Below are 22,033 nucleotides of genomic sequence, written 5' to 3' on the forward strand. Positions count from 1 at the left end.
ATGTCGCGTATTGCCTCTGACACCCAGTTTAACGGTGTAAACGTACTAAACGGAAGTTATTCAGCTGACTTCCAGGTGGGTGCTAACAGTGGTCAGACTATTAAAGTTGAGCTAAATCAAAACGGTGGCTTTGGTGCATCAGGTTTAGGTGTAGGCACATTAGATATCAGCACCTCCGCTGGCGCGGCAGCCGCGCTAACGTCAATTGACGCAGCCATTTCAACCATTGGTGGCGCGCGTGCAGACTTAGGTGCCTTACAGAACCGTTTCCAATCAACGATTCGTAACTTAAGCAACGTAGCAGAAAATGTCTCAGCGGCGCGTTCACGAATTAAAGACACTGACTTTGCGTCGGAAACGGCAGAGCTGACACGTAACCAGATTTTACAGCAAGCCAGCACAACAATCTTGTCGCAGGCGAAGCAGCGCCCACAAGCAGCCTTGTCTCTTCTAGGGTAATAGAAAGCCAGGCTAATAAAAAATAACGTTTGTGGGAGCTAAGCCGGGAGATAGTGAGCTCGGAGTAACGTTAACTTCCACTCTTTTTTTGCTCATTCTCTCCTAACACTGAGCAGTTGCCGGACCTTGTGTCCGGCTTTTTAATTTTATCGTAAACCATCACTATATCGGCTTACTCTGCACCTGTTCGCCTCCCTTCTGAAAAGGCAATATGTATGATGGTTTAGCGTATCTGAAACAAATTCAATGAATGCGGCAACAAATTAAAAAAACTCTGTCTAATGAAAAATAGAAGCGTTGCCCCTCATCCTTACAGAGTGATTTATTGCTATTTAACTTGCCAGAATTGTCGAATAGCAAGATAATCCGGATGATTAACCACGTCTCTTAAAGCCGTATTTATTTTTCTAACCGCTTCTTTTCCCCATGCATTCTTCGTGCAGCCAATAGCCCCTGGCACAGCTCGATTTCCGTACTCTTGCGTGGGTATAAAAACAAGATCGTTTTCACCTTCCGTGAGCGTGAAGTACCTTAACGCTGTTGGGTATTCAAGCGTATAGCCCAAACGTCCAAGCGAAATTTTTTTCATTATCCGTGTAACTGCATCGGTTCCTTCGACAGAATAGAAATGGTTTGTGTCAGCAAAGCTCTCAATAACCTCCTGCAAAGGTGTAGGAAATTTACGCGCCGCGGGTTTACCAAACAAATAATGGCTATTTTTTGCTAATGAACGTAGGGATACTCTACTATTTTTTAACATACCCGCTTTTTTAAAAGCTTTTCGATTTTTGCGAGTCGTAATAACGCCGAGCGGAGGGTGCACAACTGTTACATCGGTATAGTGATACCATGGGCTTATTTCACGTTTAATAACACATGGAAAGCAAAGGTTTTCTTTTTCTTCTATTTCCCGGCGAATTCTCGTATGAGACATCACTACGGTAGAGTGCTGAACCTGTATAAGTTTGCGTGAAAGTTGATCTACTAATACATCACACATACCGAGACGGTAAAAAGAGCCAGAAAGGATATGAAATGGGGGCGCGGGACTTACCGCCCACTGAATAGTGAAAGGCTGCTCGTCAGCCGCGATATCAGCTACGCCAGGGAAAGCAAGGATATACAGAAAAAACATTATGGTAACCCGCTTTATTCTGTTTTTGTCAGTCACCCCTGCCCTCGTAACTCATTTGCTATCGATTATTTATAGTCTAATCAAGACACGACAGAACCGCAAAAAATTACTTTTATCGAGGTGGGAACATCCCGCCTCCCATTCCGCCTGGAGGCATCATGCCTTTCATCTGACGCATCATTTTTTTCATACCACCACCAGACATTTTTTTCATCATTTTCTGCATTTGGGTGAATTGCTTGAGTAAACGATTCACGTCTTGGATCTGCGTACCCGAACCTGCCGCAATCCGACGCTTACGCGAGCCTTTGATTATCTCCGGCTTCGCACGTTCTGCTGGTGTCATGGAATTGATTATTGCTTCCATTTGATTGAATTGTTTATCCCCAGCCTGCTCTTTGATTTTATCCCCCATGGCGCCCATGCCCGGCAATTTATCCATCAGCCCCATCATGCCGCCCATGTTTTTCATCTGCTCTAACTGCTCTTTAAAATCCTGCAAGTCGAAGCCTTTTCCTTTCTGGACTTTCTTCGCTAATTTCTGAGCTTTATCTTTATCGACCTTGCGCTCAACCTCTTCGATAAGGCTGAGTACATCACCCATACCCAATATGCGCGAAGCGATACGTTCAGGGTGGAAAGGCTCTAGCGCATCAACTTTTTCACCCATACCAATAAATTTAATTGGTTTACCAGTGATTTTACGCACAGAAAGAGCTGCTCCTCCGCGAGCATCACCATCAGCTTTTGTCAGAATCACACCCGTTAACGGTAAAGCATCATTAAACGCTTTTGCTGTATTCGCCGCATCCTGACCTGTCATCGCATCAACTACAAACAGGGTTTCGACAGGCTTAACCGAAGCATGAAGTGCTTTAATCTCGTCCATCATATCGGCATCGACGTGAAGACGACCTGCGGTATCGACTAACAACACGTCATAAAAATGTTTACGAGCCGCAGCAATAGCTCCCTCAACAATATCTACCGGATTCTGGCTGGTAGTCGATGGGTGAAAAGCGACCTCAACTTCGTTAGCCAGGGTTTCTAATTGTTTGATTGCGGCGGGACGATAAATATCCGCGCTCACTACCATGACTTTCTTTTTCTCTCTTTCGGTAAGGTATTTCGCTAATTTACCCACACTGGTAGTTTTACCGGCACCTTGCAAGCCTGCCATAAGCACCACTGCCGGTGGTTGCGTAGCAAGGTCAAGCTTTTCATTCGCCTCGCCCATGACCGCTTCAAGCTCGGACTGAACGATTTTAATAAATACTTGGCCAGGTTTGAGACTTTTTGTAACTTCTGTTCCTACTGCACGCTCTTTAACCTGGGCGACAAACTCTTTAACTACCGGCAAAGCGACATCCGCTTCCAGCAGTGCCATGCGCACTTCTCGTAGCGTATCTTTAATATTATCTTCGGTAAGTCGTCCGCGGCCACTGACATTGCGAAGGGTTTGCCCGAGGCGTTCTGATAAATTCTCAAACATAAATTAATATATCTTTTGCTGGTTTGTTGCACATTATACCGATATTTCCCTGAGAGTCTCACCTTGAGATTGAATTCTTAGCACAGGTTCTAGTAATTTATCGATATAAAAACTTATTGTCCTCGTTAAATGTGGTCAAAACCACTTACTATCAAGGTTGTATTTTGTGGTAACTTGCAGTATCAATACGCCCTGCTGATTAGCATTTCCGAAAAGTCGGAACACATTACAGCTACAAAGGAGTGACATGACTACACTTTTTGCTCTTCTCAGCATCGCAATGTATTTAATTTCGATGTTTGTACTAATGGGAAGACTTTTTCACAAAGATGGACCGAATAAGACCGTTGCCTTAAGTCTGGCAGCGGTAGGGACAGTTGTTCACATCCTCTATCTGGCTGACGCCATTATGGGTGTACCAGGGCAAAACATGAGCATTACAAACGTTTTGTCGTTAGTCGCTTGGCTCATTACCGTTTCGATGCTTATCAGTATTACCCTCCTCCCCAACGTGATGTTATTACCAGGTGTCTTAGGATTTGCCGCGCTTAGTGTGACAGCGGTTTTTATCATTCCTGCGGAACACATTATGCACATTGAGTTGCAACCTGGACTGCTAATCCATATTTCTTTATCTTTGTTCGCATATGGCACGTTAGTCATCGCATTTCTTTATGCATTACAAATGTCTTACATCACCCATCGTCTTAAACAAAAAGAAGCCGCATTTATCTATTCCACGATGCCACCTTTAACGTTAGTGGAAGGTATATTATTTAAACTGCTATTGGTTGGAACCTGTTTACTCATTATCGCGCAAATAAGCGGTTTTATATTTCTTGATAACATGTTCAGCAAATTATATGCGCACAAAACCCTGCTTTCTCTCGCTGCAACGGCTATCTATATTTTACTGTTAGTGGGTCAGAGAATGTGGGGGTGGCGAGGGAAACAGGTGATAGGCTTGACCGTATTAGGGTTGGCGCTATTGTCAATGGCCTATTTTGGTAGCCGTTTTGTAAGAGAAATCCTGCTTTAAAACGAATTAACTGAAATTTTCCCTTGAAAGCCCAGCGCCGAATAACTAAAGTTGAACGTCCATTAGGTAAAGGAACCCATTAGTTGGACGCTATATCAACAAGCACGCTATTCATTGTTTTGGCGGTGCTGCTCTTATGCTCTGCATTTTTTTCCAGTTCAGAAACCGGCATGATGTCGTTAAACCGCTATCGGCTCAAACACTTGCAAGGAGAAGGTAATCTTGCAGCGAAGCGTGTTCAGAAGTTACTGGATCGCCCGGATCGCCTAATTGGGTTAATTTTAATAGGAAACAACCTGGTTAATATAGCTGCATCATCAGTAGCAACAATTATTGGTATCAGACTTTTTGGCGACGTGGGTATTGCTATCGCTACATTTGGATTAACCTTAGTAGTGTTAGTATTTGCTGAAGTTACGCCAAAAACGCTAGCCGCGTTGTATCCAGAAAAAATTGCCTTTCCAGCGTCATTGGTGCTGCTGCCTCTGTTAACTCTCCTGTACCCAATTGTATACTGCGTTAACGGCGTAACTAATGGCTTACTCGCATTGTTAAGAATAAGTCCGCTGGGCAGTAGTGATGATTCCTTAAGCAGAGAAGAATTGCGAACCGTAGTGTATGAAGCTGGGACCCTGATCCCTAAAAAGCACCAGGATATGCTTGTCAGCATTTTAGATTTAGAAAGTGTAACAGCTGAAGATATTATGGTACCTCGAGCAGAAATTTTTGCCATTGATATCAACGACGACTGGAATAAAATTCAAAAACTTCTCACTGGTTCTCAGCATACGAGAATTTTATTGTACCGAGACAGTGTCGATGACGCTGTTGGCTTTGTGCACGTGCGTGACGCCTTGCGCCTCCTTTCCAAAGACCAATTTACGAAATCGAGCTTACTTAGAGCCGTTAAAGAGATCTATTACACTCCCGAATCCACCCCATTGCATACCCTGATGTTTAAATTCCAAACCGAAAAAGAACGAATTGCGTTAGTGGTAGACGAATACGGGGATATCATGGGGCTAGTGACCATGGAAGATATCCTGGAAGAAATAGTGGGAGATTTCACCACTAGTATGGTGCCGGATCACAGCAAAGAGGCGCACATTCAGCAGGATGGGAGTGTACTTGTGGATGGCAGTGTCAACATTCGAGATTTAAATAGAGAAATGAATTGGCAACTCCCTATCGAAGGACCAAAAACTTTAAATGGGCTCATTTTGGAGTATCTTGAAGAAATCCCTGAAAACAGAGTGAGTTTGCGTTTAGCTGGATATCCAATCGAGATTGTAGATATTAGCGAAAATAAAATTAAGACGGTAAGAATAATTCCTGAATATTACCTACCCACAACCCAACCAATGCATGATTAGGTAGTTATTTATTTTTTTCTGCGCGTTGCGCGATGACGCGCGCTTTTGTTTCTGCAACCTTACTGGACAACTTTGTTAGTTTATCCAAGATATTGCGTAGCTCTTCGTCATCCTGCAAATCAGCCTCCGCTACGTGGCTCTGCAATGTACTTCTGAGCATGTCTGGTAATGAACGACTTCCCATAATGTGTTACTACTCTTAAATACAAACTAAATACTTCCTTATACTTACCCCCATTGCTGATAAGTATTTGTTATTGCTTGTATCGGATGTTTTTTAAACTTCTGAAGCGAAAGCCACAAAAAATTTATTCAAATTAAGTTATAGCCTGATCTCAAAGAACTTTTCATGTTTATTTATATACTTCGTTTAATAGCCCTGGTAATGCTCCTCAAGTACTCCACAGCGTTTTTCAATCGAGTACCGGATAACTGCAACCGAAGCCGTAGCAAATAGACTAGTGGTGTGAGAACAACATAAGCTGTCTACTAAGTAGCTTACCAACGGCATATGGCTGACGAGTAAAATCGACTTCAGTGGAGAAACGGTTGATTGACTATCCTGCATTCTCACATCTAAAAAGTCATGCGTCATTTCGGCGTCACCATCTGGAATGATATCGTGACAGATTTCCATATTGAACGGTCGAATATCTAACGAAAGCATATCGTACGTTTGACGTGCGCGTCGGTACGGGCTGACCAATGCCAAATCAACCTGACCGTCGGATAGGTAATGTTTTATCAACCACTTGGCTGCGTTCATGGCTTGTACACGCCCTTCTGGCGTGAGTTGACGCGACTTGTCATCAACGCGCAATGATTCGGCTTCGCCATGCCGCATTACAAATAATAAAATGTCGTCGTTGCTACTTTGACCTGACATAAGTTTATGAATAAGATGATACTTCCTGCTTACGATAGCAGACACGATTATCATCGCATAGCGTTATTGTTAAATTCATTTCTTTTTCGATGATGCGTTGATCGGACGGGGAGAGTTGTTGCGTACTTCCCAGTGAATGCAGTATTTTTTTATTTAATAAGAGAGCATTTTGACAACACCTCCAGACAAAGACAGATATCATTTCCTCACGCTTGAAAATGGTTTGAAGGTGATGATTTATCACCAGCCGCAACAGGCAGCCAGCTACGTTTCGATGGCAATCCGTGGTGGCCATTTTTATGATCCCCAAGATTGCCAAGGCCTATCCCACCTGCTTGAGCATATGTTGTTTATGGGTAGCGTCCATTTACCCAACCCAAACCAAGTTAATGAGTATATTGAAAATCACGGCGGTAGCATGAATGCCTGGACAGGGGCCGAATATGCAAATTTTCATTTCAATTGCCGTAGTGAAGCCTTACCTTCAGTGTTACCTGCTTTTGCGGATATGCTTTCTTCGCCGCTGCTTGCTCCAGACTCTATTGAAAGAGAAATCAACACAATAGAATCTGAATTCCAATTTAAATTGAAAGATGATTTACGTCGTCTCTATCAGATCCACAAAGAAACGTGTAACCCAGACCATCCCTTTAGCAAATTTTCTGTAGGTAATGCGGATATCTTTAACCGATTTGAGACAACCGCACTCAAAGCAAAATTGAAGGCGTTTCACCAGCACCATTACTGCGCAAGCAACATGGGATTGTGCATCGTATCCCCGGCCCCCCCCGAGGCGATTAAGGAGCTAGTATCGCATAGTTTTTCGACTTTACCGGCGGGACAACCAGTTTCTGCAGAATGGCCTGCACTCTACACCGCAAAACAAACCGGGGTGCAAATCAATATTGTTCCGCTGCAAGCTGCGAAGCGGATGATCGTAACGTTTGCGTTGCCTGGATTGCATAATGAATACAAAACCAAGCCACTGGATTATTTAAGTCACCTATTGGGAGATGAGGGTGAAGGCAGCCTATTAGCTGTCCTGAAACGTAAAAATTGGGTAATGAACCTAATAGCCGGTAGCGGAATCGAAGGTGATGACTTTAAAGATTTTAACCTCAGCTTTCAATTAACTCCGTTAGGTTTAGAAAATCGTGATGCGATCATCGCCCATTTATTTGCTTATTTAGAATTAATTAAATCTTCATTAAACGAGTCATGGCGCTATCAGGAAAAAGCTAAGTTAAACCGCTTGGCAAATGAGTTTGACGATAATCCAAAACTTTTAAATGCCGCATGCGATTATGCGCAAGCATTATTATTTTTTAACTATGATGCTATACCGCAGTTAAAGTGTCTGAGCGACAAATTTAACCCACAGAAAGTTGAGTATGCACTTAGGTTTTTCAATGTGGAAAACATGCGTGTCAAGGTAATTGACCAAGCACTACCGACGAATAGAACGAGTGAGTACTACCACGCTAAATATAGCGTATCCTCTCTTTCGGACGATTCACGCAACGAATACTTCAAGCACGAAACTGATGATGCGTTAACACTACCTCCACCTAATCCTTATTTAGGTGAAGATTATTCGTTAATCGATGTGGAAAGTAAGTATCTGACGCCGCAGTTGTTAACACCTGATCAGAATAAAAAAATCTGGTTTGCGCAGGATGAACAGTTTGTTACTCCCAAGGGCGATATTTTTATTTCGTTCGATGTCCCCGGCTTTACAGACGAAATCAGATCAGTAGCAGCAAAACGCGTTTGGTTAGCTGCAATAAACGACTATCTTCAGGCAAAATATTATCGTGCTGAAATAGCTGGCCTTCACTATAGAGTGTACGGACACCAAGCGGGGTTCAGCGTTAATACGCGCGGTTTTTCGCAAAACCAAATGAAGCTATGCCAACAAATACTGGAAACTATTCTGAAATTCACACCGCCAAAAGACTCTTTTTCCAGGTTACAACATAGCCAACTTCAGTCTCTACACAATTCGTTGATGAATAAACCCACGAACCGTCTGTTCTCTAGGCTTAGTGTGCTATCACAGAGAAATACCCACGCACCGCTGGCCTTATTCAACGCCGTACAGGAGTTGTCCTATGAAGAAATGGTCGAGATTAAAGATAATGCTTTTTCATCCTATTTCTTAGAGGGCTTGGTGTTCGGTAATTGGCGAAGTGAAGAAGCTAAAGAATTCACGCATTCATTAAATACGTTATTTTCAGAGTCAAACGAATCAGCTATTCCACGAGCGGTCGCACAGCTACCTGTAGGTGCCCCCTCTTATCATGAGGTTATATGTGAACATGATGATGCTGCTATCGTTCTATACTTACAAGCCCCGAGCAGCTCATTGATTGATACCGCTATGTGCATGATTTTAGAACAAATGTTAGCAGCTCCTTTTTTCAATGTACTTAGATCTGAAAAGCAATTGGGTTACGTCGTGGGCACTGGTTATGTTCCCCATAACCAACATCCCGGATTTGCATTTTACATTCAAAGTCCTAGTTTTGGTCCAGAGTATCTATTGTCCGAAGTACGTAGTTTTATCAAACGCCAGTTTGATGAAATTAATTTCTATCGTGCTTACTGGCCGACCATTCAAAAAAATCTGTTAAAACAACTTGAAGAAAAAGATCTCTCGCAATCAATGAAAGCACAGAGGTTATGGTTAGCACTGGGTAATGGTGACAATACATTTTCGCGCAATGCACAATTAGCTCAACAGATCCATTCGCTCACGTTTAATGAGATTAAACAGTATGCGGATGCAGCAGCCAATCGTGAAAAATTTGGTGAATTAATATTGTATGCACCAGGGAAGTTCGAAGGACTAAGCGGAGACTTTACTCACATAGCGGACATAACTGAATTTAAACAAAAAACACCCTATTTTGACAAAGGAAACTAGTTATTCATCAACAAGTGTACAACTATTGAGCAAGCCTGTTCTAAAGAACAGAAATTTCTTGTAGAGCACCCTATATTTCGGCATATTGGTACGCTCGGTTAAAAGGATACGACCGTAAGCAAGCTTAAATTATAAAAACAAGGCGAAAAGCCAAAGGTATGTGGGTGCGCGCGACTTTCAATCGGTTAGTGTTAAGTACAATTTTAGTAGTCTGTCTGCTTGCCACTATGGCGGCTAAGGCGATTTCGATTACTGACATTCATTTTACAGAACTGACCCGCAAGGACGGGCTATCCAGCCTTACGATCGTCGATATAGTTGAAGATAAACATGGATTTTTATGGTTTGCTACAACCAATGGATTAAATAGATATGATGGCTATTCGGTAAAGCAATACCATCCTTCTGATGCAAACCCTAATAGTTTGCCCCCTGGCTTAATAACTCAATTATTCATATCTTCAGCAGGCAATATTTGGATTGGTACGAGGGAAGGTTTAGCTAAATACAATGAATCTTCAGATGATTTCACCAATTACAATTCAACCAATTCGTCGTTAAAACATAATGAGATATTAACGATAGCAGAGTCTTCCGATAACAACCTATTAATCGCTGATAGAAACAACCTCTATGAATACAGCAACGAAACGGAAACGTTATCTCGCTTAGCATTTAATGCAAAATTCCCGGAACAAATATCGGTAATCAGGGACGAGCCTAATAGAATTTGGATAGGCACTTTTGGAAATGGTGCATATATTTACGATAAAAAGAAGAAAGTACTCTATCCCTTAGATAAGGTAAATCCATGGAACATTCATGTAGGTGAAAAATGGATATCTGATCTCAAGGTCATAGCTGGCGAATACTGGCTTATCGCTAACTCATCCATATCGCGGATTAGTGCTGATGGTGAGCATATACAACATATTAATGGGGACAGTCACCCTATTTTTTCGAGTTCTAATATTAATACGGTGTCGCAAGTAAACGAGTCGGTTTGGATTGGTACGCAAAACGGACTGGTGGTTTATTCATTAGAAAACGATGAACTTTTCACCTTGAGTGCTGAAAATGGCGAAATGACAGGATTAACCCATCCTTATGCGCTGAGCATCTACAATGACAGTACTGGCGCGACATGGGTAGGAACTTTTTTAGGGCTTTTTAAATACCACCCTAAATTAAATCTTCAACGCTTCTATACAAACAAAAAAGATTTTCAGCAAGGCAACAGTGTGTGGGGGCTTGAAGAAGATCTAAATGGTCAGTTATGGTTTGTAACCCAAGAAAACGGCATTGCCCGCTTTAATGAACAAGAAGGGACCTATACCTACCATCTAAGCGATACGAATACCTCCTTTTGGGATTTGGCGATAGACAGACATAATCAGTTCTGGATAGCAACGTCAAAGGGGATTTCCCAATATAGCGTGAAAAATGACAGTCTAGTTGAACAATATAATTTCCTCCCCAATGTATTTGTTGACAGTTTTCTATTCGATGGCGAAAAAATCTGGTCATGGATTGAGCAAGAAGGGCTTGTTTCTATCGACACCAATCCACTCGCTAATAGAAATTCACGTGTCTCTATGTACTTAGAGGATGATAGAAAAAGTAGAAAACAGCCTATTTTTATCGATAGTGAAAGTAGGCTATGGCTGTCGTCAGAAAAAGAGATCCATTTATTCGACACGGTCAACAAAACAATTAAGAGAACTATCACGCCCGATGACGGGTTAAATTCCAGGGCAATTGCGGTTTATGACTGGGGCGGCCACTATTGGCTCACCACTATATCAAATGGTGTAGTAAAAGTAGATAAACGCACATTGAAAGTCACAGACAAAGAGTCTGATGAAATCCAGGGAGGAGTGATATATTCATCAATAGGCAGAGATAACTCTATCTGGTACGCCAACACGCAGGGAATTCAAGAAATCATTTTACCCAATCTGGACAAGGGAGAAGTTGTCACGCTTGAACAGTTAAATTACAACGCGCTAAACGAAGATGCTGTACTACTTACTGCTGACAACCGTCTATTTTTTGGTGGCGAAACTGGATTCACGCAACTTACTGAGTCCTACTCGTTTGCGGGTAATAATCAAGGTGGCAAGGCGCGACCGCCTGAAATTCTCGATATCGAAATCTTTGGAAGCGGAACAGATACATCAGGGTCGCAATTAATCTCCTCTCCTATTTATTTGTTGGATGCTGTTTCTATTGCCTACAATGCGTCAATAAATTTAACTTTTGGCCAAATCAATCCTATTCGCTCGACTTTACTTGAATACCGTTGGCGCTTAAACGGTTTTGAGAATGATTGGCAGTCGCCCCGTTCAATAGCGAGTAAATTGCGAATCGCTGCTTATAGTGGCTTAAATTTTGGAAATTATGTATTTGAGGTTCAGGTTAAAGCGCCTGGGCAACAGTGGTCTAATTCTAAAGAACTAAAGATAATGGTAGACAGGCCCCCCTGGCTACATAATGCAGCTTTGGTTTTCTATTTAATTGCCTTGCTATTTACCTCTATTTATATAGTTAGGCAGTGGCAAATTAGAAAGGCTAACCAGCTAAAAGTAAGCGAGTCAGAAGAAAGGCTTAAGCTTACGCTTTGGAGTAGCGGTGATGAGCTTTGGGACTGGGATGTCTATAAAGGCCAAGTATTCCGCTCCAACACGTGGGGCACGCTGGATTTCCCACAAGACAATATACGTGCGCATAGTGCATATGATGCTAACATCCATCCCAGTGATATTATTCGCGTGCAGGAGGCCTTACAGGCTCATTTGAACGACGAAACCGAGTATTACGAACTGACTTACCGCGCGAAAACGTTTAAAAATAAATGGATTTGGATACTTGACCGCGGAAAAGTGGTAAAACGTGACCACAATAATCAACCAGTGCGTATGACGGGTACGCTGAAAAATATCCATCATCTAAAGCAAGCTGAAGAGCAACTTAATTTGTTTAAGCGCTCAATTGAAAATATTTCTGAAGGGGTATTTATCACCGATACAAACTTTAAGTTTATATCGGTCAATACCGCATATTGTAAATACACCGGTGAAACCAGAAATCAGGCATTAGCAAGTTATATGTATTTTCACCAATACCCCGAAGCCTTTACAGAAGAGATCAAGAAAACACTTAAAACAAAAGGAAACTGGTTTGGCGAAGTGGAATCAGTACGCGTTAATGGTGAGCGATACGAAATAGAGCTGAACCTGGATGCGGTTCATGATGAAGATGGTAAAATTAGCCATTTCGTAGGGGTCTTCTCAGATATCACCTCTCGTAAAAGTACAGAAAAAGAGCTTCTGAAGCTGGCAAATACTGACCCGTTGACGGAGTTGCCGAATCGTTCATTCTTTCAAGCTAGCCATCACAACCTGGTGAGACGAACTGAGCCTCATGCACTGCTCTGTTTGGATATGGACAATTTCAAAAAAATTAATGATTCGTTGGGCCATCAGACAGGTGATATTCTAATAAAACAAATTGCCAAACGTCTGCAACGAATCACGGGTAATGATGCCACCTGTTATCGATTAGGTGGAGATGAGTTTAGTGTTTTGATGGAAGACACTTCTGATATCCATACGATCACACATTATGCCCAAAGCGTTCTGGATTCCCTTTCGCGGCCTTTCATTATTAACAAACAAGAGTTTGTGCTAGGGGCTAGCATAGGTATAGCGTTCTATCCAGATGATGGTAATACCCCGCAAGAGATCTTGAAAAATGCCGACACCGCCATGTATTTTGCAAAAAACAACGGTGGCAATAGCTATCAATTTTTCAGCGGTGAAATGAACCAAAATGCAGTACGTCAGTTGCAAATAGAGAACTTAATTCGCCAGGGAATTAAGGATGACTTATTTACCGTCTATTACCAACCAAAAGTGGATATCACCACGGGCAAGTTAGTCAGTATGGAAGCCTTGGTACGCTTCGAACATCCACATAAAGGAATTGTCAGTCCCGGTCAGTTTATTCCATTAGCCGAACAAACGGGTCAAATTATTGACATTGGTGAAATAGTCTTACGTAAGGCTATTGCAGACACCAAACGCTGGGTGACTGCAGGGATCTTCAGTGGCCGGGTTGCTGTCAATATTTCAGCTAAACAATTTGAATTACCGGATTTGGATGATCGTATCAATAGGGTGCTAAACGAAATTGGCTTATCCCCTCTTCACCTTGAATGTGAAATTACCGAAGGTACATTAATGGAAAACCCCGATCAGGGGCTTGAAATGATGGAACGTTTGCGTGAAAGAGGCATCCACTTAGCTTTAGATGATTTTGGTACTGGGTATTCATCTCTAGCCTATTTAAAACGCTTTCCATTAAATACGCTTAAAATTGATAAAGCTTTCATTGACGATATTGCCGAAAGCAGTGTAGACCGGCATATGGCTGCCGCTATCATTAATATAGCGCACAATCTTGGTCTCAAAGTGGTTGCCGAGGGCGTTGAAGAAGAAAAACAACTTACCATCCTACGCCGTTATGAATGCGAAATGATTCAAGGCTACTTATACAGTAAACCGTTAAACGCAGAACGATTTGAAAAGCTATTAAAAGAAAATCAGAAGTTACATCATCTCATCGGTCAACCCTCCGTCTAATAACGGTTGGTAGATATAGCTATCAGCTCAGCGAGTTAATTTTTCCACCCTGGACAAGGCCGTTCTTGGAAGCTTTAGAGAGGGTTAAAAACTACGGTCATAGTATTAATTCAACCTAAAACCTCACCTCTATCATATTATTATCAGCTGAATATTTATTCACAAAGTTGAAATTAATATTGGCACACTTCTGGCTTAAACAATACATACCGACAAATTTAAGTCAGTCGGTGTTTGTTTTGTTCATAATATAAAAATCAGAGGATACAAAGATGTTAAAAGCGTACGCAGTTGCCTTGGCTCTTACCACTACGGCTCCAGTTGCTGATAAACAGGAAGGTGTAAAAAAAGCGCCACAGACTCTTAAAGAAGCACCTGTCGAAACTCAAGCGCGTAAGCCATCGAGACTAGGAAGAGGTGGAACGTTCTAATTCTGGGTCTAAAATTATTTAGAATATACTGACTTTCAAAAAAGAGACTATACGTCTCTTTTTTTATGCCTGTAGGTAAAGGTTATTAAAACCTATAGATTTACGTATCGCTACATGGCGACTGATAGTGAACATAGGCATTAAAAACGGGCCAACGAATAACCCTGCTAACGCCCAACCTTTCGCCTGCATACCAGATTTAAACGCTTCAACGTAAAAAAATAAGCTGCTCACAATAGAAACCAGTAGTAACGCAATCATCATAACCTCTTCGACAATACTGGCGTTAGAAATGAAACCTCAAATAGAGTGGCTCCGCATTTTAGGGAACAGAATTGTACACATTTCAAACATATTTTCTAGGGGAAATAGCGATTTAGCATAAAAAAACCGCGCAATGCGCGGTTTTTAACACTTTTATTACATGCTAGTAAAATGTTTCTTCCTTTTCAGCCATCGTTTGTAACACGTCAGCTGGTGCAAATTTGTTACCGACACTTTCACTGTAGTGCGTCAAACGATTGACAACATGTTGAATTCCTAGCGAATCCATATAACGGAATGGTCCACCTAGGAAGGGCGGAAAACCAATTCCAAATATGGCGCCAATATCACCATCACGAGGGTTCCTGATAACACCCTCTTCTAAACAGCGGGCGGCTTCATTCAACATCATCAATACACAACGCTCTGCCACTTCTTTTTGGCTTAACGATGAAGAGGGCGAAATATTCAGCAGGGAATAAATTGATTCATCCACGTCCTTACCTGGTTTGTCACCGTCATAAGAATAAAATCCTCTGCCGTTCTTCTTACCTTTGCGACCATCTTCAAGTACTTTATCAAAGGCATCAGGGGCTACAAATCTGTCTCCAAATGCCTCAACAAGAATTGGAATAATCTTGGTCCCTACGTCGATGCCAACTTCATCTAGAAGTTTTACAGGCCCAACTGGAAAGCCAAACTTGACCAAAGACTTATCAATATGTTCAATTGGCTCGCCCGCTAATATTAAATACGCCGCTTCGTTCATATAAGGCGCAAGAATACGATTCACATAAAATCCCGCGCCATCTTTTACTACAACCGGAGTCTTGCCCTGTTTGCGAGCAAATTCAACAGTAGTTGAAATCGTTTGATCCGAAGTCTTCTCGTGAGCGATAACTTCAGCCAATGGCATTTTGTCTACTGGAGAAAAATAATGCAGACCAATAATGTTTTCAGGACGCTGCGCTTTTGCTGCAATCTGATTGATTGGAATAGAAGACGTGTTAGATGCAAAAATAGTGTCGGAATTGCAGTTAGTTTCAATGTCCGCGACCATTTGCTGTTTCAAACCTACATCTTCAAACACGGCTTCAATCACCATATCCGAATCTTGCATACCACGGTAGTCTAATGTCCCCGTTAGTAATGACATATGCTTTTGCATTTCAGTCTCACGCATGAACTTACGTTTAACCTTTTTACTTAGTAAGTCATAGCTGTATTTCATTGCATGCGCGATACCTTCAGCACGAATATCTTTGATCCGCGCTGGTACCTTCGCTTTGGTAGCCGTAACATAGGCAATGCCACCACCCATCAAGCCACCACCCAGGATACTGGTTTTACTGACTTTTTTCGGCGCCACCCCTTTAACACCCTCTTCTTTTTTCATTTCTGTAGTAGCAAAGAAAATTTGGCGTAGTTGATAAGATTCGGGGGTCATGACCAGTTGACCAAACGCTTTTGCTTCCGCGGCAAGGCCCGCTTTCATACCGTTTTTCATGCCCTCTTCAATAACATTAATGATTTTCTCAGGGGCCGGATAATTACCTTTGGTTTTAGCAAGGGTTTGTTGACGGGCCTTTTTAAACATGAAGTCACGGCCAAAACCTGTTTTTTCAAGCGCTTTGTTTAGCAAGCCTTTTTGCGGCGCGCTTCGCTCGGGTTTCTTCTTGCTCGCAAATTTAGTCGCTACTTCAAGTAAAACACTGTGAGGTACAACTTCATCTACAATACCATATTTCTTCGCTTGTTTAGCTCTGGCAGCAGAGCCTGTCAGCATCATTTTCATCGCTTGCTGAATGCCAATAAGACGAGGTAACCGTTGGGTGCCCCCACTGCCTGGTAATAAACCTAGCTGAACTTCGGGCAAACCTACCTGAGTGGCCTGTGAGTCAGAGCAAACGCGATAGTGACACGCTAACGCCAACTCTAAACCACCACCTAGCGCCGGACCATGAATAGCCGCTACCACTGTGGGGCGCAATCGTTCAATACGATCAAACACTGCCTGACCACCTTCGGCTAAGGTCTGCGCATCATCCTGAGTCTCACACGCAGCTAACATTGAAATATCTGCACCCGCAACAAACGAGTTTTTCTTGCCACTGGTTAGCACCACACCTTTTATGGAAGAGTCAGCTTCAATCTCATCAAGGACAGCATTGATTTCCTCGCCAAATTCTTTTTTTAGCGTGTTCATTGACTCACCGGGCACATCAATTGTGAGTATGGCGATTCCATTGTCCTGACGCGTTAGCGTAAACGCACTTCGTTTTTCAGTAACGTCGTCAGTCATTGTTTTCGTTTCTTGTTCGGCCATTATTCAGTCTCCACTATCATTGCTGCGCCTAACCCACCAGCCGCACACGCAGTTAGAAGGCCTGTCCCCCCACCGCGACGATTTAATTCATTCAGCATTTGTGTAATCATCCGGGTGCCCGTGGCGGCGAACGGGTGACCATAAGCGATTGAACTTCCCATGACGTTAAACTTATCCATATCGATTTCGCCCGTGGCTTTGCTGCGTCCTAGCTTCTCCTGCGCAAATTTATCGCTAGCAAACATTTTAATGTTAGCCAATGTTTGAGCAGCGAAAGCTTCATGCATTTCAATTAACGTGAGATCGTTAAGCGACATTCCGGCTCTGTCAAGGGCAAGCGGTGTTGCGTAAGATGGCCCCATTAACATGTCCTCCCACACATCTATCGCGGAAAAGGCATAACTCTTAATAAAACCAAGCGGTTTGTAACCTAGCGCCTTCGCTTTGCTTTCTGTCATCATTAATACTGCAGAAGCACCATCAGTCAATGGAGTTGCGTTTGCGGCAGTGACCGAACCATATTTTTTGTCAAATACCGGACGTAACTTTGAGTAGCCTTCCAATTTAGAGTCGAAACGTACGTTATTATCTCGCTCAAATGCGGATTTAAAAGGCTCAGCATAAGCGGTCATCACCTCGTCTTTTAGTTTACCGTCTTCCCAGCTTTGGGCTGCCAGACTATGGGAGCGATGCGCAAGCTTGTCTTGATCTTCACGGCTGATATTGTGACTTTTAGCCATTTGTTCAGCCGTTTGGCCCATCGACAAGCCTGTTGAATACTCGGCAACCGCCGGAGGCACGGGGAGTAAATCTTTAAATCCGAGTTTCTTAAATATATTCCACTTTTGCCCCATGGTTTTGGCTTTTTGTAAATCGACTAAAGCTCTGGCAAGCTTTTTAGATACGCCAATAGGTGAAACAGAGGTCGAATCGGCACCTCCCGCTATACCCACCTCAATATTGCCTGTCAGCATACTCTCAGCAATATTAACCGTGGATTGAAAGCTGGTTGCACAAGCGCGGGAGACACTGTATGCGTCGGTGTGCACATTCATACCGGTACCCAACACAATTTCGCGCGCAATGTTGGGGGCCTCTGGCATTTGTACTACTTGTCCATATACCACTTGATCGACCATATCTGGGGCTACCCCCTGCCTTATTAGTAGTTCATTAACTACCATCTTGCCTAAATCGACGGCTGGCACACCGTGAAAATAAGTAGCCATCTTAGCGAATGGCGTCCGTAAGCCCGCTACGATCGCGATTCGATCGCCTGAACGAGTTGTAACGACTTGTTTAGTTGACATATTGCACCTGAATTAATACCACATTAAGTGGTCTGACCTGTAATTAGCAAGATTTTTACAAACATTGAACAAAATAGCAAATATCTGCTTAAATGCCTCATTAAGAAAATCTTCATTACAAAATTGGTAATGTGTTTTTATCTACGAAATTCGGCCAATTCTCGATTTTTGAAATAAGTGATTACATTTGTTCTATAAAATCATCGGTAGTTGAGCCTTGAAGTTAACTTTTAAGGCCGCATATGAATAGCCATTAAAACAATAACCGGATGTGACTTCGCTATGTCATCAGAGCAGTTCAAGCAATTACACGCTTATTTAGACACGCAAATTATTGGACAAAGTCAGCTTACTCGCAGTTTATTAATCGCACTACTTGCGGATGGCCATCTGCTGGTGGAAGGTCCTCCAGGGCTGGCGAAAACAAGAGCGGTTAATGCATTAGCGAATGGAATGGATGGTGATTTTCATCGGGTTCAGTTTACACCAGATTTATTACCCGCTGACCTTACGGGTACGGATATTTATCGTCCTGAAACTGGCGAATTTGTTTTCCAAAAAGGGCCACTGTTTCACAATTTGGTCCTGGCTGATGAAATAAACCGGGCTCCCGCAAAAGTTCAGTCCGCCTTATTGGAGGCCATGGCAGAACGGCAAATAACCGTAGGCAACAAAACGTACCCTTTGTCGCCCTTATTTTTAGTCATGGCGACACAGAATCCGTTGGAGCAGGAAGGAACATATCCACTTCCCGAAGCTCAACTTGATCGTTTCCTAATGCATGTAGAAATTGGATACCCTGACGCAGAAACGGAATTAAGCGTACTGCAATTAACCCGTCAGGAAGAATTGCAAACGCCTTCTGAACCACCAGCGGTTCTATCCCAAGACGCTATTTTTGCAGCAAGAAAAGCATCTTTGGCGCTACATATGGCACCAGAATTAGAAAAATATATTGTTCAATTAATTATGGCTACGCGCGCACCGGAAAAATATGATGACAAAATGGCATCGTGGATTGAATTTGGTGCCAGCCCTAGAGCCACTATTGCGCTAGACCGTTGCGCAAGGGCTCACGCTTGGCTTGCGGGTAGAGAATTCGTCGGCCCAGACGATATTCAAGCGGTTATGCATAATGTATTGAGACATCGGATAATCATGTCTTATCAAGCCGAAGCTGAAGGCATTACGGTTAAAGACGTACTAGATAACATTCTTAAGTTGGTGGCGGTCCCCTGAACCTGATTATGCAGCAAGTAAAATCAATTTTATCCCAGTTGCAGTCTGATGGAATCCATTTGAGTGTGGCAGAGTTATTGCGCTATCAGCAATTAACCCGGCTAATTGATTTGAGCCCGCGTAGAACGCTACAAGCGAGGCTTTCAGGCCAATATCTTTCACGCGACAAAGGGCGGGGAATGGAGTTTGACGAAGCCAGACACTACCTACCAGGGGATGACATTAGAGCGATCGACTGGCGTGTTACGGCTCGGACGGGGAAAACCCACACTAAGGTCTATCGAGAAGAACGTGAGCGGCCGGTGTTTCTTTGCTGTGATCTTACTTCATCCATGCAGTTTGGCACGCAATTGATGTTAAAGTCGGTTCAGGCTGCGCATCTAGCATCTTTACTTTCGTGGTCAGCGGTGGCTAGAGGAGATAAAATCGGGGCGTTACTATTCGACGATGTGTCACATCGTGAATGCAAACCAATGTCACGTAAGCGTGCTGTGCTTTCTGTTTGTCACGAACTCATCAGTATGCAACAACATGCGCTTCAGCAAGCCACGTCGAATTCATTGCACATTAACGCGTTAGAACAAGCTAGTCTGCGTCTTCGACGGGTGGTGAAGCCTGGTAGTTTGATCTATCTTATTTCAGATTTCTCCAAGCTGTCAGAGTTGGCTCAATCCCATTTAATTTCCGTCGCTCGACATTGTGAAATTCATGCAGTTCATATTTATGATCCAATTGAACTAAGTCTTCCACCCATAAAAAGCAAGCAAACAGTAAAGGTAACTGACGGTGAGCAAGAGCAAACCTGGATGCTGGGGGACGCTAAGATAAATGAGCAGTATCACAGTTGGCGCACACTCGAAAACGAACGGCTTAAAAACTTTTTTAAAAAAAGTAAGATTCTTTTCCATTCTGTGAGCTCGGGAACGGCTTTGGATAAGCAGTTGCTTCAATTCAGCATGAGGACTGCATAATGCAAGCGCAAACTCTTTCCAATCCCCTTGAAAATCTTCAGGACATTCATGTTCCCGAATCAGTCAGTGCCTGGCCCTTAGCGTGGGGGTGGTGGATAGTAATCGGTATAACAATCCTCGGTTTGATAGTGGCGGCAGTCTGGTTCTACAAAAGGTATCAATTTTCATGCGCTAAACGTCAGGCTATAAAAGAGATTTATACCTTGCAGGCCAATCAAGCCGACTGGGCTCAGAAGCAAAACGCTATTTTAAAGCGCACCGCATCTTACTACTTTGATAAGCACACTGTGGCTTCACTTTACGGTCAACGATGGCAACAATTCTTGGTGGGATGTTTAGCTAAGAGAAAAAAGGGACAAATTACTCAAGAAATTAACCAACTTCAAAAAGCTTTGTATCAACCTCAGCCCCCAAGTACCGACCAGTTTGAGTCATGTCAGAAAGCCTGCTTGTACTGGTTAAAACACGCTCGTTTTGCGAAAAAAACGCCAACCGTAGAAGTGGAGGCATCAAATGCTTGAGTTCGCCTGGTGGTGGATCTTATTCGCACTCCCTCTACCTTTATTGATTCGCTGGCTGACACCCGCGGTAACCGAGACCGATTCAGCTGCATTAAAGGTACCCAGCTTGATGCCGCACGTTACTGCGCCTGAAAAATTGAAGCAGAATCATCGCTTCATATTATTGGTTAGCAGTCTAATCTGGATAACATTAATCATTGCAGCTGCACAGCCTAGATGGTTGGGCGAGCCCGTCAGTATTCCATCGAAAGGTCGCGAACTGATGTTGGCTGTGGATTTATCTGGCAGTATGAAGATAGATGATATGCAACTAAACGGGCAACAGGTTAATCGGCTTACCATGATAAAGGCTGTTCTCAACAACTTTATCCAACGTCGCGTCGGTGATCGTCTGGGCTTAATTTTATTTGCAGATACAGCTTACATGCAGGCGCCCCTTACCTATGATCGCGAAACGGTTGCCAGTTTGCTTAACGAAGCGGTTATTGGTTTGATAGGAGAGCAGACAGCAATAGGCGACGCAATAGGTCTGGCAGTAAAGCGGTTTGATGAAAAAGAAGATACCAACCGGGTCATTATCCTGCTAACTGACGGTCAGAATACTGCTGGCAATATTACCCCTGCACAAGCTAAAGAACTGGCAGTGGCTAGCAACACAACCGTTTACACCATCGGCGTTGGCGCCGACGAAATGCTAATTCAAAATTTTTTCGGCAGCCGAAGAGTAAATCCTTCGCAAGATTTGGACGAGACCATGTTACGTGATTTAGCTGAATCAACTGGGGGGCAATATTTTCGCGCAAGAGACGCCCAAGAACTCAATAATATTTACGCCATATTGGATGAACTAGAACCTGTTGAAGGTGACGAGCGAAAAATGCGCCCGTTAACGGCACTGTATTATTATCCACTGGCATTAGCATTGGTGTTAAGTGTACTGACAGCCTTAGTAGTGCTAGGCCGTAATTATTGGCGGCAACGCCGGGTTAATTTTAAAGAAATGACAGAGAATTAAATA

Annotated in this window: 17 protein-coding genes; 10 read left to right on the forward strand and 7 right to left on the reverse strand. The window is 43.0% G+C overall.

Features of this window, described 5'->3' with window-relative positions; all coding sequences use genetic code 11:
• Positions 1-459 (forward strand): flagellin (locus OPS28_RS14635; protein WP_265610210.1); only part of this gene is annotated, 459 nt, incomplete at its 5' end.
• A 328-nt stretch (positions 460-787) separates the two neighbouring features.
• On the opposite strand, the gene OPS28_RS14640 is transcribed toward OPS28_RS14635, so the two are convergent.
• A complete protein-coding gene (locus OPS28_RS14640) occupies positions 788-1,594 on the reverse strand; it encodes a hypothetical protein (RefSeq protein WP_265610211.1) in 807 nt (268 codons plus the stop codon).
• Positions 1,595-1,706: 112 nt separating this feature from the next.
• On the reverse strand, positions 1,707-3,086 hold the full coding sequence (ffh, locus tag OPS28_RS14645) for a signal recognition particle protein (protein WP_265610212.1): 1,380 nt from the start codon (positions 3,084-3,086) through the stop codon (positions 1,707-1,709).
• 247 nt (positions 3,087-3,333) lie between these two features.
• Between ffh and OPS28_RS14650 the strand changes: the two genes are divergently transcribed.
• Complete coding sequence (locus OPS28_RS14650) at positions 3,334-4,125, forward strand: cytochrome C assembly family protein (protein ID WP_265610213.1); 792 nt, start codon at positions 3,334-3,336, stop codon at positions 4,123-4,125.
• Positions 4,126-4,208: 83 nt separating this feature from the next.
• Positions 4,209-5,498, forward strand: coding sequence for an HlyC/CorC family transporter (locus OPS28_RS14655; protein ID WP_265610214.1), 1,290 nt, complete (start codon positions 4,209-4,211; stop codon positions 5,496-5,498).
• Positions 5,499-5,502: 4 nt separating this feature from the next.
• Here the strand turns inward: OPS28_RS14655 and OPS28_RS14660 are convergent, their stop codons facing one another.
• Positions 5,503-5,682 (reverse strand): hypothetical protein, encoded by a 180-nt coding sequence (locus OPS28_RS14660; RefSeq protein ID WP_265610215.1) that lies wholly within the window; start codon positions 5,680-5,682, stop codon positions 5,503-5,505.
• 186 nt (positions 5,683-5,868) lie between these two features.
• A complete protein-coding gene (gene sixA, locus OPS28_RS14665) occupies positions 5,869-6,384 on the reverse strand; it encodes a phosphohistidine phosphatase SixA (protein ID WP_265610216.1) in 516 nt (171 codons plus the stop codon).
• Positions 6,385-6,553: 169 nt separating this feature from the next.
• Here sixA and OPS28_RS14670 point away from each other — a divergent pair, with 169 nt between their 5' ends.
• The 3 genes from OPS28_RS14670 to OPS28_RS14680 all read left to right on the forward strand — a co-directional run bounded on the left by OPS28_RS14670 (position 6,554) and on the right by OPS28_RS14680 (position 14,384).
• Positions 6,554-9,310, forward strand: coding sequence for an insulinase family protein (locus tag OPS28_RS14670; RefSeq protein ID WP_265610217.1), 2,757 nt, complete (start codon positions 6,554-6,556; stop codon positions 9,308-9,310).
• Positions 9,311-9,468: 158 nt separating this feature from the next.
• Positions 9,469-13,953 (forward strand): EAL domain-containing protein, encoded by a 4,485-nt coding sequence (locus OPS28_RS14675; RefSeq protein ID WP_265610218.1) that lies wholly within the window; start codon positions 9,469-9,471, stop codon positions 13,951-13,953.
• A 272-nt stretch (positions 13,954-14,225) separates the two neighbouring features.
• Positions 14,226-14,384, forward strand: a complete 159-nt coding sequence (locus OPS28_RS14680) for a hypothetical protein (RefSeq protein ID WP_265610219.1) — start codon at positions 14,226-14,228, stop codon at positions 14,382-14,384.
• A gap of 63 nt (positions 14,385-14,447) precedes the next feature.
• Here the strand turns inward: OPS28_RS14680 and OPS28_RS14685 are convergent, their stop codons facing one another.
• From OPS28_RS14685 to fadI, 3 genes are all read right to left on the reverse strand, one after another.
• The gene (locus tag OPS28_RS14685; RefSeq protein WP_265610220.1) at positions 14,448-14,648 is read right to left on the reverse strand and encodes a hypothetical protein; all 201 of its coding nucleotides are present in this window, start codon (positions 14,646-14,648) and stop codon (positions 14,448-14,450) included.
• A gap of 163 nt (positions 14,649-14,811) precedes the next feature.
• The gene (gene fadJ / locus OPS28_RS14690; protein ID WP_442864007.1) at positions 14,812-16,974 is read right to left on the reverse strand and encodes a fatty acid oxidation complex subunit alpha FadJ; all 2,163 of its coding nucleotides are present in this window, start codon (positions 16,972-16,974) and stop codon (positions 14,812-14,814) included.
• Positions 16,974-18,284 (reverse strand): acetyl-CoA C-acyltransferase FadI, encoded by a 1,311-nt coding sequence (gene fadI / locus OPS28_RS14695; protein WP_265610221.1) that lies wholly within the window; start codon positions 18,282-18,284, stop codon positions 16,974-16,976. Before fadI ends, fadJ begins: the two co-directional genes overlap by 1 nt.
• Before the next feature lie 282 nt (positions 18,285-18,566).
• On the opposite strand from fadI, the gene OPS28_RS14700 reads away from it, so the two are divergent.
• Genes OPS28_RS14700 through OPS28_RS14715 form a run of 4 tightly spaced genes read left to right on the forward strand, consistent with a single transcriptional unit; the run spans position 18,567 to position 22,030 of the window.
• The gene (locus tag OPS28_RS14700) at positions 18,567-19,523 is read left to right on the forward strand and encodes an AAA family ATPase (protein WP_265610222.1); all 957 of its coding nucleotides are present in this window, start codon (positions 18,567-18,569) and stop codon (positions 19,521-19,523) included.
• Positions 19,524-19,531: 8 nt separating this feature from the next.
• The gene (locus tag OPS28_RS14705; RefSeq protein ID WP_265610223.1) at positions 19,532-20,494 is read left to right on the forward strand and encodes a DUF58 domain-containing protein; all 963 of its coding nucleotides are present in this window, start codon (positions 19,532-19,534) and stop codon (positions 20,492-20,494) included.
• Entirely contained in the window at positions 20,494-21,015 is a 522-nt protein-coding gene (locus tag OPS28_RS14710; protein WP_265610224.1) for a DUF4381 domain-containing protein, read from the forward strand. Before OPS28_RS14705 ends, OPS28_RS14710 begins: the two co-directional genes overlap by 1 nt.
• On the forward strand, positions 21,008-22,030 hold the full coding sequence (locus OPS28_RS14715; protein ID WP_265610225.1) for a vWA domain-containing protein: 1,023 nt from the start codon (positions 21,008-21,010) through the stop codon (positions 22,028-22,030). Before OPS28_RS14710 ends, OPS28_RS14715 begins: the two co-directional genes overlap by 8 nt.
• The last annotated feature ends 3 nt before the right edge of the window (positions 22,031-22,033 follow it).

The organism is Alteromonas sp. ASW11-130 (assembly GCF_026183735.1).
GTDB lineage: Bacteria > Pseudomonadota > Gammaproteobacteria > Enterobacterales > Alteromonadaceae > Alteromonas.